The sequence below is a fragment of the Roseibium porphyridii genome (assembly GCF_026191725.2).
Taxonomy (GTDB): Bacteria; Pseudomonadota; Alphaproteobacteria; order Rhizobiales; family Stappiaceae; genus Roseibium; species Roseibium porphyridii.
In genome coordinates, this window is the sequence record NZ_CP120863.1 from 4,466,004 (window position 1) to 4,479,349 (window position 13,346).

At 54.8% G+C, this 13,346-nt stretch carries 11 protein-coding genes; 6 read left to right on the forward strand and 5 right to left on the reverse strand.

Features of this window, described 5'->3' with window-relative positions:
- Positions 1 to 7 precede the first annotated feature (7 nt).
- Positions 8 to 928 carry a DMT family transporter gene (locus K1718_RS20655; protein WP_152502744.1) on the reverse strand — a complete coding sequence of 307 codons (921 nt, stop codon included), beginning with the start codon at positions 926 to 928 and terminating at the stop codon, positions 8 to 10.
- 215 nt (positions 929 to 1,143) lie between these two features.
- Complete coding sequence (locus K1718_RS20660) at positions 1,144 to 1,476, reverse strand: MerR family transcriptional regulator (RefSeq protein ID WP_265680993.1); 333 nt, start codon at positions 1,474 to 1,476, stop codon at positions 1,144 to 1,146.
- A gap of 373 nt (positions 1,477 to 1,849) precedes the next feature.
- Between K1718_RS20660 and minC the strand changes: the two genes are divergently transcribed.
- The 5 genes from minC to K1718_RS20685 all read left to right on the forward strand — a co-directional run bounded on the left by minC (position 1,850) and on the right by K1718_RS20685 (position 5,683).
- Entirely contained in the window at positions 1,850 to 2,686 is an 837-nt protein-coding gene (gene minC, locus K1718_RS20665) for a septum site-determining protein MinC (protein ID WP_265680992.1), read from the forward strand.
- A gap of 55 nt (positions 2,687 to 2,741) precedes the next feature.
- The gene (gene minD / locus K1718_RS20670) at positions 2,742 to 3,563 is read left to right on the forward strand and encodes a septum site-determining protein MinD (protein ID WP_152502747.1); all 822 of its coding nucleotides are present in this window, start codon (positions 2,742 to 2,744) and stop codon (positions 3,561 to 3,563) included.
- On the forward strand, positions 3,560 to 3,820 hold the full coding sequence (minE, locus tag K1718_RS20675; protein ID WP_152502748.1) for a cell division topological specificity factor MinE: 261 nt from the start codon (positions 3,560 to 3,562) through the stop codon (positions 3,818 to 3,820). Before minD ends, minE begins: the two co-directional genes overlap by 4 nt.
- Before the next feature lie 351 nt (positions 3,821 to 4,171).
- Entirely contained in the window at positions 4,172 to 5,218 is a 1,047-nt protein-coding gene (locus K1718_RS20680) for a methyltransferase (RefSeq protein ID WP_152502750.1), read from the forward strand.
- 12 nt (positions 5,219 to 5,230) lie between these two features.
- Positions 5,231 to 5,683, forward strand: a complete 453-nt coding sequence (locus K1718_RS20685; RefSeq protein ID WP_265680990.1) for a thioesterase family protein — start codon at positions 5,231 to 5,233, stop codon at positions 5,681 to 5,683.
- A gap of 208 nt (positions 5,684 to 5,891) precedes the next feature.
- Here the strand turns inward: K1718_RS20685 and K1718_RS20690 are convergent, their stop codons facing one another.
- From K1718_RS20690 to K1718_RS20700, 3 genes are all read right to left on the reverse strand, one after another.
- Positions 5,892 to 7,358: a diguanylate cyclase domain-containing protein gene (locus K1718_RS20690; protein ID WP_265680989.1), complete on the reverse strand. Its 1,467-nt coding sequence runs from the start codon at positions 7,356 to 7,358 to the stop codon at positions 5,892 to 5,894.
- Between the two features lie 301 nt (positions 7,359 to 7,659).
- The gene (locus K1718_RS20695) at positions 7,660 to 8,505 is read right to left on the reverse strand and encodes a metal-dependent phosphohydrolase (protein WP_265680988.1); all 846 of its coding nucleotides are present in this window, start codon (positions 8,503 to 8,505) and stop codon (positions 7,660 to 7,662) included.
- A 160-nt stretch (positions 8,506 to 8,665) separates the two neighbouring features.
- The gene (locus K1718_RS20700) at positions 8,666 to 9,544 is read right to left on the reverse strand and encodes a choline kinase family protein (protein ID WP_265680987.1); all 879 of its coding nucleotides are present in this window, start codon (positions 9,542 to 9,544) and stop codon (positions 8,666 to 8,668) included.
- A 173-nt stretch (positions 9,545 to 9,717) separates the two neighbouring features.
- On the opposite strand from K1718_RS20700, the gene K1718_RS20705 reads away from it, so the two are divergent.
- Positions 9,718 to 13,344 carry a P-loop NTPase fold protein gene (locus tag K1718_RS20705; RefSeq protein WP_265680986.1) on the forward strand — a complete coding sequence of 1,209 codons (3,627 nt, stop codon included), beginning with the start codon at positions 9,718 to 9,720 and terminating at the stop codon, positions 13,342 to 13,344.
- Positions 13,345 to 13,346 lie beyond the last annotated feature (2 nt).

Below are 13,346 nucleotides of genomic sequence, written 5' to 3' on the forward strand. Positions count from 1 at the left end.
CAGCTTGCTATTTCGGCTGCGGGCCGGTGTCGAAACGAGGGTTGGCCGTCTTCAGAACCGGTGTCTTATCGGAAACATTTTCTCGGCTTTCTCGCCAGACAACGAATATTCCCGACAGAATGATGATCGATGAGCCGATGCCGACATACATGTCAGGCGTTTCGGCAAAAAACAGCATACCGAACATGGTTGCCCACAGGATCTGACTGTATTGCAACGGAGCAACGACGGCTGCCGGGGCGGCCTTATAGGCTGAGATCATGAAGAACTGCGCGATGACCGACAAAAATCCCACGGCGGCCATCATGGCCAGGTCCGGAAGCTGGACCGGCACATAGACGACGGGAAGTGTCATGGACATTGCCGTCATTGCCAGGATCATCGGATAAAGGATCAGCACAGCGGGACGTTCGCGGCCTCCGATCTTGCGAACCAGAACCGTTGAAAGGGAATTGGCAAAGGCAGCCGCCAACGCTGCTGCGTGACCCAAGGAAAGCTCGGTCACGCCCGGACGTAGCACGACAAGGACCCCAATCAGGCCGACAATCACAGCGGCCCAGCGCTGCGCCCTCACTGTTTCACCCAGCAATGGGACGGATAACGCCGTTATCAGCAGCGGCATGGCAAACAAAAGCGCGTAGACTTCAGCCAGTGGCAGCGCCGTGAACGCATAGAAACCACAGGACATGGCGATAATTGCAAGCCCTGCGCGGGTTGCAACAAGCAGAGGATGCCGCGGACGGAAATTATCGACCGCCTTGTCCGCGAGCATCATCATCGACATCGGTACAAAAGCGAACAACACGGAAAAAAAGATAATCTGAAAGACCGGATAGTCCGCCCCCAGCGCCTTGATAAGCGCGTCGTGAGACGAAAACACACCGAATGCAAGCAGCGCCGCAAATAGGCCCTTGAGCGTTGCAGACATGGCAATGCCCCTTTCAGATATCTGACTTCAGCCTGCAATCCAGCAGGCGTCACGATTTAGAGAAAGTCGGCGCTGTGCGGCTGAGCCAGTTTTGCGCCAGAGGCCCTCGGATAGCTGGCCCTCCAATCTGATATCAGAAAGAGCCGAATTCCCAAAGGGCTGACCATTTGATTTGCCGAAAAGAAACTGCCGGATAGGGATCGCGGTCCAAGGCTTCAGACGAACACTCGGGCAAGTGCTGCCACGGCGAGCGCTGTCGCGGCCCGTTTCGGGCCCGCAAATTCAGCTGTGGTCTGACCCGGCACCGTCAAGTCAATCCTATTCAGATCAGAAGCATCAATATGGTCGAGATCCGCAGATTTTGCAGCTTCTTCTGCGGAAATGCGGATCTCGTCGAGCATGCGAACCAGACCCTGCCAAATATGGATGGGCGGCGCTTCGTCCGTGCTGCACCAGCGAACAATTTCATTCTCAGATACATCAAGAGCCGCCGCCGCCTCAGACGGCGTCAGGCCAATGTAACTCACCATATCACTGAAATTACTCATCTTTGTCCCCAAGACGCCATTGCGCCCCAACACCTACTGCATCATACTGCACTGCAATATGGCAAAAATCCAGCGTTAAGCGGGAAGTCAGTTAACTCCTGCTCCGGCAAAGGAATTTGGACCAGCGTTACCGGTTCGATTCTGGCAATCGGACTCGGTACTTCTAGCAAGTCGCCAGTGACGGATTCCCAAGACAGACTCCGCCGAACAGCCAATTACCTGAAATATCAAACGAAAATTGATATCGGTGGAAAACGAACGCCCGTGTGAACCTTCCGTTCGGTTGATGATACCTTTGAAAAAGCAAATCAACCTGAACCACCACGGGCTGGAATCCCCTCCCCGATCACTGAAGACGCTGCCGGACCTCTGAATGAAATTCAAAGGAAAATCCTTCATTGCGATTGTGTTGTCGCCGGAGCCGCCCTTTGATGCCTGGTTCCAGGAAATCGACCGCATCATCGCCCGGTCTCCGGGCTTTTTCATCGATCGCCCCATCATTCTGGACGTTCGAGGCAGCAAAATCCCGATAGACGATCTGGAAGAGCTGCTGTCGGGATTGTCGGAACGCTCAGTCAGGGTCATGGGTATCGACGGTGTGGCTGGAACCCGGTTGAAACCAGGTATGCCTCCCAGCTTTTCCGGTGGCCGACTGGCATCGGATGTTGAAGTGCCCGAGCCTGTTTCGCCCAAGAACCCAGCGCCGAAGGGCAAAGAGCAGGAAAACGCTGCAATTGAACCGGCAGAAACGAAAACTGCACAAAATTCGACTTCGACAGCTCAAAGCAAAGAAGCTGCTTCTGCGAACGGTATCGATGCGAGCACAGCTGCACCAAAGGGTGCTGCCGACAAGGCGGCTGGCCCGGCGAGCATTCCCAGCGGATCTTCGATTGTTGTGACCGAGCCTGTGCGCTCCGGCCAAAGCATTCTGCATCCGGAAGGAGACGTCACCGTGATCGGATCAGTCAGTTCCGGCGCCGAAATCATCGCGGGCGGTTCCATTCACGTCTATGGAACATTGCGGGGACGCGCACTTGCAGGCGTCTCCGGCAAGGATTGCGCACGGATCTTCTGCTCGAAACTGGACGCGGAGCTGGTCTCCATCAACGGACTTTACAAAGTCGCAGACGATTTCGACGGAACTTTTCGCAACGCACCAGCTCAGATCCGCTTCGAAAACGAAACCCTGGTCTTTGAAGCACTGAACTAACCATGGTGCCGCAGTCCAATCAGATGCGGCGCTGACAACAAACGGGACAAACACCATGAGCAACGCCACTGTCGTTGTGGTCACGTCGGGCAAAGGCGGAGTGGGCAAAACCACCACAACCGCTGCGATTGCCTCGGCGCTTGCCAAAGAGGGCTACCAGGTCTGCGCGGTGGATTTTGATGTCGGTCTGCGCAATCTGGACCTGATCATGGGTGCCGAACGCCGTGTCGTCTTCGATCTGGTCAATGTTGTGCGAGGCGAAGCCTCGATCAAGCAGGCCCTTGTTCGGGACAAGAAACTCAACAATCTCTATCTGCTTCCTGCCTCGCAAACCCGAGACAAGGACGCGCTGACCGAAGAGGGCGTGGCCAGCGTCATCAGCGAATTGCGGATGTATTTTGATTGGGTGATTTGCGACAGTCCGGCCGGCATTGAGCGCGGTGCAACCCTTGCCATGCGCCACGCCGACGAAGCAATTATTGTTTCCAATCCTGAAGTCTCGTCCGTGCGCGACTGTGACAGGATCATTGGCCTGCTTGATGCAAAGACCAAGATTGCCGAAGACGGCGGCCGGATGCCAAAGCACCTCATGATCACACGCTATGACACGGAACGTGCCAAGTCCGGCGATATGCTGGAGACAGACGATGTCGTCGACATCCTGTCGGTGCCTCTCATCGGCGTCGTGCCGGAGAGCAAGGACGTGCTCAAGGCTTCCAACGTCGGATTGCCGATCACCGTGTCGGACGAAACCTCACCGGCCTCCAAGGCCTATATGGAAGCGGTGCGCCGGCTGCTTGGTGAAAACATTCCGGTGACCATTCCTGAAGAGAAGAAAAGCTTCCTCGGCAAGCTCTTCAAAGGGAGGGCCGCATGAACCTTCTAAGCCTCTTTGGCAAAAGAGGCGCTAGCGCCTCAGTGGCCAAAAACCGGCTGCAAATTCTCCTAGCGCATGAGCGGGCAGATGACGGTTCAGACGCGGCACTGATTTCCGGTCTTCGGGAAGATATTCTGGCCGTCGTCGCCAAACGAGTCGACATTGATCCGGATTCCGTCAAACTTGAAATGGACCGCTCCGGTGATGTGACAACACTCGGTATCGACATCGAGCTTCCGGCCGCGCGCGCCTCTTGAGATCATCTTCGTAACCTGAGATTGACCGGCCCTCTTGGCCGGTTTTTCTGTTCCGCATGAAGCATGAACTCTCATATTGAAGACGGCATATCCCGGCGGAAACCGGCTGATTATGTCCATCAGAGACTGTCCTTTGGTGTGTGCCCCTGGCTAACGCCTGTGACTAAAATCAGTTCATTGATGCAAGCTGATTTGCTTTCTCCGTGGTCGTGGATTGAACGCGCCTACACCTCCTCCATCATTTGGGCATGTATCGTCCCCAACTGCCCGGCAGCCGCCCTCTTTGTTGCACTGCGGAACTGAAGGTGTATGTTTTGCACCTCAAGTTCAAAACAGAGGAGTGAATACGGCATGCTGGTCCAAGACACCGCGGCAACGAGTGAAAACACTATCGAAAGCGCGGAGGACCTGTCATCGATCGCATTCGGCTTCATGGCATCCAAGTCTCTGTTTGCCGGACTGCATGTCGATATGTTTTCAGTTCTCGCTGACGGCCCCAAAACGGCCGAACAGTTGGCAGAAGCCACTGATATACCAGTCAATCGCATCGTCATTCTGACGACGGCCCTTGCCAGCGTTGGCTTGCTGGCAATCGGTGACGATAAAAAGATTTCAAATTCTCCTGCAGCGCAGAACTTTCTCTCCAAGCAGTCCCAATATGATTTTGGTGACTACCTTCGCCATCAGATCGACCAGCAGATGTATCCATTCCTGCTCCAGCTGAACGCCGTGATAAAAGGCGATTTGTCCGACGATGCCATTGCTTCCTATAGCCACTGGATGACGGACGAAGAGCAGGCTTCCGTCTATTCTGAAAGCCAGCACGCGGGCTCACTCGGACCTGGCCGGACACTTGCACGGAAAGTCGATCTTGGTGACGCGGAATCCCTCTTGGATGTTGGCGGCGGGACCGGCGCCATGACGATCAGTCTGTGCAATGAATACAAAAACTTGCACGCGACGATCATCGACTTTCCAAACGTGGCGGAAATTGGCTGGCGCTTCATTTCCGAGGCCGATCTGGTCGATCGCGTCCGGTATATTCCCGGCAATGCCATCGATGTTCAATGGCCCAGCAATCAGAACGCCATCCTGATGTCTTACCTCATGAGCGGTGTGCCGGGCGATGATGTGGAAGGGCTGCTAAAGAAGGCGTTCAATGCGCTGTCTCCAGGCGGCAAGCTGATGGTGCATGATTTCATGGTTGAAGAGGACCGGCGCGGACCGGCCCTTGCCGCTCTCTGGCAGTTGCAGCATATGGCATTTACTCCTGAGGCCCGCTCGCTGTCTGTCGGATGGCTGACAGACGCAGGCAAAAAGATGGGCTTTAAAGTCGATATCGTTGACAACCTCATTCCCGCGATGACCAAATTGGTTGTTTTTGTGAAGCCCTCCTGATCCAGAGACATCATGGCGACGTTGCAACTGCACGAAGAACCGCTACAGACCAGCTGGCTGGATGCTTATGGCCACCTGAACGAGGCCTATTATCTGGTCCCGTTCAGCAATGCGACCTGGAAGCTGCAAGACCACTTTGGGATTGGGAAAGACTATTTCGACAAGACCGGTTGTGCACTCTACACGCTGGAATCGCATTTACGATATGTCGGCGAAGTCCGTGCACCTGCAACTCTCAAAATAGAGACCGCCATATTGGGGGTGGACGCAAAGCGATTGCACGTTGGTCACACCATGCTGTGCGACAGCCGTGAATGCGCCACTTTCGAATGCATGCTTCTGCATTATGACACAAAGGCGGAAAGGTCTGCCCCTTTCCCGGATGCGCCCAGAAATGCCCTGCAGGGTTCAATTCTGATGCCAACGCCTGATTGGGTGGGTCAGGCCCTTCGAAGATTGGTCTGAAGCTCGCCGGCCAAACGCTCTCTTTCAAGAAGCACAAGATCCTCAGGCACTGGTGCAGTTCACGAGTGAACGTGATCCGCCGAACACGCCGGCCTCTTGAAAGTTTCCGCATTCAATATCGGGAGATCCAGCCACGCGCCAAGAAGGTATCCGGATAGAAGGTTCCGTACCTAGTTGCCTGCCGCACGCGCTTGCACGAACCACAGCGCTAGCTGCCTTTCAGTTCAAGCAACTCATCGGTATAGACGGTCATCTGGCCCCTGCCGCGCCTCTTTGCAGCATAAAGGGCCACATCAGCCTGCCTGAGCAGTTCAGCAGGTTGCGTTGCGAATGCGATGCCTATGCTCGCTCCAAATTTGCAGGCCACATCGTTCAACTGCATGGGTTCACTGAGGTGCTCGATTATCGTGCGTCCGAGTTCATTGATCCGTTCTTTATCCGCCTTCGAAAAGACGACAACGAACTCATCTCCGCCGATGCGCACAACAGCGTCATCGTCGCCGGCAAATGCACGCAGTGACTTGGCGACGTGTTGAAGTACCAGATCCCCCATTTCGTGTCCGTGCTCGTCGTTGATCTGCTTGAAGCCATCCAGGTCGAGATAAAGCAGCGCATAGTCTGCTGAGACCTCCTGTGCCTCCAGTTCAGCCATCTTCTCATCCAGGAAGCGCCGGTTGCCGAGTTTAGTCAGAAAGTCGCGCCGTGCCTGTTCTGCAAGCAGCTCCTTTGAGCGTTCCGCCTCGTGTTTGGCTTCTGCCAGGTCCCTTACAATTGCGGTCGCCCTGTGAACGTAGAGCCGCGCGGTCAACAGTGTGCATATGAAGACCAGAAGGACACCGATGGCCATCAAGGGCAACAATCGGATGCCCGGCAATGCAGGGTCCCAAATCAGGTAACCCAGTTCAGTTCCGTCAATCGTCGAGAGTTCAAACCCACCTTGCCAGTAGGTTGGCATGGAAGAGGACAGGCGCAAGTTTGGAAGGCCGTATTTTTCGCTCAACGCAGCCAGTTCGTTGCTATCCAGCGGTTGCACAAAAACAAGAACGTGGTCGGTTCGAATATCCACGTCGTCATAGGTCGTAAGAACAATCGCACCGGCCATTGAGAGATCGGTCAAATCTCCAATCAACCCGGAAACGGGCTCGGGTGCTGTAAATGCATTGCCCTCTCGCGCTTTTGTCAAAAGCGGCACAAGGCCGCTCTCGTACTGGGACAGATCAAATTCAGCTATCGCATCATCCACGATTTGAAGTTTAGGACGGTTGTCGCCGTCCAGAACATGCAAAGCCTCGACCTGAAGATTTTCCTGAAGGTAGTCGACAAAGGTTTCCTCCACCCACTGAAGGTTCAAATCCCTCACCAGGTTCTCGACAGCGCTGTCCCAGTAACCGTATTCAAGAACGACCGTTTCAAGTCGTCCCATGCGGTCGGTCAACAAGGCTCTGAAAACCTGCTGAGACTGTTCGACAGAATTCCGGTCGAGCGACCGTGTCAGAAACGCGACAAAGACCAACAAGCTGACAGCACCGATCAAGACTGTCGCCCAAAACGGTCTGGACAGTCGGCGAATTTCTGCCGCCTGGGCCTCAACTCCAACTGATTGAGTTGCAACAGTTGTGCTGCGGCCGTCTGATTGGTCAGAAGGAGACAAACCCACCCTCTTTGCAGATCTCATTCAACCATGCTCGGGATTTACTCCCTAAAACTCACCCAAAGTAAGCACTTTTAGAATTAGCATGAATTTATAAATGCTTACTTCAATCATACTACTTACCAACAAGCGACTTTCAATAAACTCCAGCACTAAGAATTACTAACAATACTTGCCATTGAATTTTAAACTAAATAATCCGCATTATTACCAATTGGGCAATTTGAGATGCTCAGCGAAATTAACATCACTGCAACTTGGAGTTACTATATCGGTTGAAGAGGAGTCTTTTGAAGCCGAGCATGTCGGCTGAAAGCAATGCAGTTCAGCGCTGTGGCCCGAGGAGCGCTATGTCTCTCTCCGCCAAAAAGAGATTTGAATAGAGGTTTGCAATCCACTGACGCCCGGACGCCGTGATTTTCAGATATTGAATAGCCTTTTGAATATAGGGCGCGACGCTGTTCCAGTAGAATTGAGGATATTTCAGAACAAGATCCGCCGGGGTGTCGTAGCCAAGCTGTTTGTTGAGGCCCGCCTCTTCAAATTCGAAATAGAGGGCATTGGCCTTGCGGATGTAATGCGGATCGCCGAGCTGTCCGATGAAATCGGCTGCGCGAACCAAAGTTGCATCTTCACCGAGTATTTCATTGTCGTCCGGGAACTTGCTTGGAAATCGTGACCCTTCAACCGCATCGGCGATCCGGTGAGGGTCAAGCAATCCGGTGCCGGAGATCCGTTCAAAAATATAAAGCTGCGACCGGTCAACATGGTACGGCGTCAGGGCGGCATCAGACGCCCCACGTGCCAGTTGAATCTTCTGCCCCGTGTCATCGATGACAAAGCCATCAGCATCGTCGCCGGGCAGAATGCCGCGTACATAGCCGATATCATGCGTCAGGCAGGCAACGATCACATGCGCATAATCCGTTGGCGCCATGTGAGTGTGCAATGCGCGTCCGCGCAAGATGTCATGCCCGGCCAAGGTGACCAGCATCGTGTGTTCAATATTGTGGTAGAGCGCATCGCTGTTGCCAATGCATTCCATGGCGATACGGGCAATGGAGGGCACCAGTTCAGCCAGTTCAGGATCGGACTTGCCGAACCGGCGCTGCACGTAGGCAGTCAAAAAATCGCCGAGCGCGTCGGCCGCAAGTCCCGGCACTGTCAACATTGGCGGCGCTTTCCCTGCCTGATAATGTCGAAATCAATTCATGCACCACAGTTTGGCACCTTGCCGGGCTGCTATGTCAAGCAAATGTCAACGTTTTGGTCATTCTAAGGCTGGGCCAACGCCGCGCCTGGCAGTCTTTTGTCCAGGGCCCCGCATTTCTCTAGAGCCCCTCAAATGTTCGAAAAGCCGTCTGGTACCGGCTCAGATTTTCCTCGGCATAGGCCGCAAAGTCGAAGTCGATTTCAGAATGATGCTCTGACACCATGGACCACATCGCCTCTCTCATAAGTGCGGCGCACTTCATCGCGTGGTAACGCCGCACAAGCAGTCCGTCCGGCGAGTGGCCATAGTAGATCTCAAGTGCAAGCGCTTCCTGTTCCGGAGAGAGAGAATTGTTCGACGCAAGCCCAGCAAGGTCGAACAGTGGCGAATTGAAACCGGCATAGTCCCAGTCAATCAACCAAAGGCGAATGCCGTCATTGATCAGATTCGCCGCCAGTAGATCATTGTGGCTGAAAACCATCTGGATCAAGCCGATGGTTTCTTCCAGGTGGCTCGCCTGCCACTGCAACTCCGGCAACATTGGGACATATTTGCTCCCGTCATCGCGCAAGATCCGGTCATAGTTGCGCAAAATGTGGAACACCCAGAAGGCCATGACCGGCCCTTTCAAAAACCGGGGCACGTCGTGATGACAACGGCGCAACAGGTCGACCGCACGCTGCAACATCATGGGATCTTGCAGGTCATCGACCGCAAGCGTGCGCCCCTCGATGAAGTCCAACACGATGGCATTGTCCTGTGCATAGTGCACCGCAGGCGACAGACCGGCATCGAAGGCAGCACGGCTGGCCGCGATGTCGTTGAAGCGCATGATCTGGTGCACCGGGATATCACCGCCAATCCGGGCAACGAACGTGCGCCCGCCGTCCTTCACCTTGTAGCTCGTATTGGTGATCCCACCGGAAAGTGGCTCAGGGTCTATCGGCCCAGACCAGCAAGGCAGATCGAGGATGATTTCAAGCGGTTGTTCAATCAACGAAATCTCCTGTTTGTACCAAGTGTCTCAAAGGCGTCTTTCGGTGTAAATGATGTGCGATAAATCCGGCCAGCAAGTGTCGCCTTGCCAGATTACGCCATGGCAGCAGCCATTTTCGATGGTTGCTCGAGACAGTGCCTCCCGTTTAAGCTGAAGTTTGGGGGAGTGATCACGTGACTGCGCGACAACAGGAATTTGATCTCACTGAGTTTGAGGCTTGGCTTTCAAAACAGCCCCGAAGCGTTGCGGCGGCTATTGCGCTGCGTTGTTCCCTGCGCGCATTGCCGCTTCTCCTTTTGCACCTCGAAAACGACGAGACTGCCGATGCGGCAATCCTGAAAACCTTTCGCCAAAACAACGCTGTGTTTGCCTTTGTCTGCTCCGGCGGCGAGTTCATTCGCGCTTCAGGCCTCACTTCTGTCAGTCAGGTTACGTCAAGCGAAAACCCGGCTGTCGTGAGTGGATATCAGAGCGCAGATTCTGCATTCGCCTCACCGGAAACAACGAAGGGTTCTGTCGATCCGCGTTTCAATGAAACGCAGGATGACGCGATCCGGACGCTGGCAATCCGTGCCACATTGAACGCAATCTACATTGACAGCGACTATAACGGCTCAGCCTATGAAAAGGACGTTCTGCAACTCTATGAGGGGCTTCCTGCTGACGCTCTTGTGCAAAGCGCTCTCTGGCCGGACGCATACATGCCAGATGATGTCCTCAAAATGTGGGAAGAGCTCAAGGCACGGCTCCTGGAAGGCGGTCCTGACTGGGACGTCTGGACACTTTGGTATGAGCAACGCCTTGCAGGCCAGCAACTGCGTGACCTGACGCTGGAGATTGCACGCATCGCCTTGCCTGACCCGATGTGGATGGATGGCGCAAGCGCAGTCAACCCTGAAATCGCGAACCTACAGGAGCTTTTCGACAAGGACGGGCCAGAGGCCGTTGAGGCCCGCATGAACGAACTGCATAGTCGTTCTTCTGGAGAGGAAACCCGCTTGTCTAGCAATGGGACGCAGACCGAGGCCGAAGTCTCGTCCGAGGTGGACACCAGCGGACAAAGTGAAACCGAAGAGACCGCCACCCTGCCCCGGGTCTGGATCCTGCAGTTCAATCCGGAGGACTGGACCTCCGCTCCGGATGTGCTCAACACAGGTGAAACCTTACCCTGGAAGACCGCAAAGGCACTTCCGACGGAGATGCAGACCAATGATCCGGTCATTTATTGGCGAACACGTTCGAACGGGGGACTGGTCGGCACGGGCCGCGTCACATCGACGGAGCTTGGAACACAAGCGAGCAATGACGGTCAACGAAGGTTTGAGACAGAAGTCCACGAGTTCGATCAGACGCGCCTGATCTCGCGGAAATCCGTTATCGAGGCATCAGGTATAACGCGGAAAAACTGGCAAGGTGCAGTTCTGGCTTTGCCAGAAAGCCAGGCTCTTCAACTCGACGCATTTCTGCGGACACAAAACCGCCCGCCATTGTTCAATGACAGCCAAATTCAAGCAGTTGCTCAATCCAGCCGAATGCAATCCGATGCGGCAGGATCAAATTCTCAAACGCAGGCCGATCAAACAGCCAAGGGAACCGGGCAAGGAGATGCTCTTGTCGAATCTGAAACCAGTTTCGCACCCGATGACGCCGAGACGGAACGCGACGATCTTGGCAGAGGAATTCTGGCCATTGCGCTGGCCAGACGACTGCATCTGATCTGGTGCCGGCTCAACGACGCCATGTGGCAGGAAGCGAAAGATCCGACGGAGTTTCCCCGTCGTCCGCTCTATTCTTCGGCATATTGGACAGGTGCGGGCGCAGCGGAACTAAGCGGCGACGGCAACGATCCGGATTCAGTTGAGCAGGCGGAGGGTTTTTCCGGAGACCGGTCACGCACCAACACACGCGCTGGATTTGTCCTGCACCTGGACGCCCCCTGGGGCGGTGGCAAAACGACCTTTGCCAACTTCCTTGCAAGAGTGCTCAACCCTACCGGATATCGGCACGGCAAGAATTCGTTTCTGACCAGAAGATACGGCAATGCAGACCTGACCACAGTCTTCCTCAGCGACCCGTTGCCAAAGGACGGCTCCACCACCGGAGATGGCCGAAATTGGCCATCCAGCGCGCGCAGACCCTGGATAGTGGTGCCTTTCAATGCCTGGCAGGCACAGCATGTCACACCGCCCTGGTGGGTCTTTTACCAATCCGTGCGCAAGCGTTGTTTTGATTCCGTAATTTATGAAGGCTGGGATCCTGAAACAGTCGATGGAGAACCGGCCCGCAAACCCGACTGGTGGCAGCGTCAGTATCTGCGCTTGCGGCTTTGGCTACCGGAAATTTTCTGGCGCCTGACAAGCCCGAAAATCGTGGCCCTGATCTCAACGGGGGTCGTCAGTCTGCTGCTTTTCTGGCTGCTTTATATTTTTGGCATTCTGGAACTCAACACCAATGCCAAAGGCCAGAGCAGTCTCATGTTCAGCGTCGGATCGGACAAGGGTTTCGGCATTGCAGACGGCATTGGCCTCATGCTGACGGCGTTGACGGGGCTGAGTTTTCTCTGGGGGATCGGAGCCTGCTTTACAGAGTCCATTCGACCTGGCACCGACACACTTGCCGAGCGTCTGTCCCTTGGCAATGGCGACCCGTTTGAGCGTTTCCGACGGCATTTCTACAAGACAATGAAGCGGCTGAAACGTCCCGTTCTCGTGGTGGTTGACGATCTCGATCGTTGCAGCCCGGAATTCATTGTCGACCTCGTGCGCGGTATGCAGACGCTATTGCGCAGTCCCCGCGTCGTCTTTGTCATTCTTGGTGACCGTGACTGGATCGAGCGCGCCTTCGAAGTCCATCACAAGGACATGAACAAGGTAAGTGTCGGTCCCGAACAGACTTTCGGTGCGCGTTTCGTTGAAAAGGCAATCCAGATGTCCTTTATCCTGCCTGGCCTTATCCCGGACAGGCAAAAGGATTATGTCCGGCGCCTGCTCCTGGGCTCCAGAGCCAATCTGGACACCGAGCAGACCAAGACTTTCTCCAGCGAAACAACGCAAAACTTGCGCGTCTTCTTTCAACAAGCGGTTCAACAACCTGCCGCACCAGTGCTGGACAGCGAAGCTCTCAAGGCACAGGTCCGCAGCGCAGCTACAACCGCATCGACCGCTACGGATTTCAGCAACACCTCTGATGCCAAGGCCGTCCCGACCGCGGACTTGAAGAGCGCTCTTGAAAACACCGAAGCCTTCGATGATTGGTTTAAGGACGAATTCACAATCCACGCGGCCACCGACGAGGAGGTTGAGGCAGAAATCTCCCATCGGCTCGAACCCTTGGCCGATCACCTTCCGGCGAACCCGCGCCAGATCAAACGCATCATCAATGGCGTGACGATGTATAACGCAGTCGCGTTCCGACAACGTGACTGGCCACCTGACGATGAACGCTGGTTACAGCTTGCCCGCTGGATTGTGATCATGACCGAGTGGCCAAAAACCTGGCGGTTATTGGCCTCTTATCCGTCCCTGACGGAACTGCTCAGTGAGCAGAACCCCAAACAGGCCTACAAGAAGCTCATGAAAAACAAGGGGTTTGCGGCTGAACTCCCCGATTCCGAAGACGCAACTCTGGCTGAGGTTGAGCGCATCAAAGGCGACGCCAAACTGCTAGCTTTGCTCCTGGGCAATGACGATAGCGAAGAACTTGATCGCAACGCCATCGTCGATCTCGTTAGCCTTACACCGTTGCACAGCCGCGCAGCAGAACCGGAAGCACCTTCGGCAAAAAAAGAGGCAGATAAATGAGC

Bases quoted from the DNA above. Each gene is read 5' to 3' on its own strand.
- K1718_RS20655 (WP_152502744.1), bottom strand. From the start codon at position 928: ATGTCTGCAACGCTCAAGGGCCTATTTGCGGCGCTGCTTGCATTCGGT.
- K1718_RS20690 (WP_265680989.1), bottom strand. From the start codon at position 7,358: ATGAGATCTGCAAAGAGGGTGGGTTTGTCTCCTTCTGACCAATCAGAC.
- K1718_RS20695 (WP_265680988.1), bottom strand. From the start codon at position 8,505: ATGTTGACAGTGCCGGGACTTGCGGCCGACGCGCTCGGCGATTTTTTG.
- K1718_RS20685 (WP_265680990.1), top strand. From the start codon at position 5,231: ATGGCGACGTTGCAACTGCACGAAGAACCGCTACAGACCAGCTGGCTG.
- minD (WP_152502747.1), top strand. From the start codon at position 2,742: ATGAGCAACGCCACTGTCGTTGTGGTCACGTCGGGCAAAGGCGGAGTG.
- minE (WP_152502748.1), top strand. From the start codon at position 3,560: ATGAACCTTCTAAGCCTCTTTGGCAAAAGAGGCGCTAGCGCCTCAGTG.
- minC (WP_265680992.1), top strand. From the start codon at position 1,850: ATGAAATTCAAAGGAAAATCCTTCATTGCGATTGTGTTGTCGCCGGAG.
- K1718_RS20680 (WP_152502750.1), top strand. From the start codon at position 4,172: ATGCTGGTCCAAGACACCGCGGCAACGAGTGAAAACACTATCGAAAGC.
- K1718_RS20660 (WP_265680993.1), bottom strand. From the start codon at position 1,476: ATGAGTAATTTCAGTGATATGGTGAGTTACATTGGCCTGACGCCGTCT.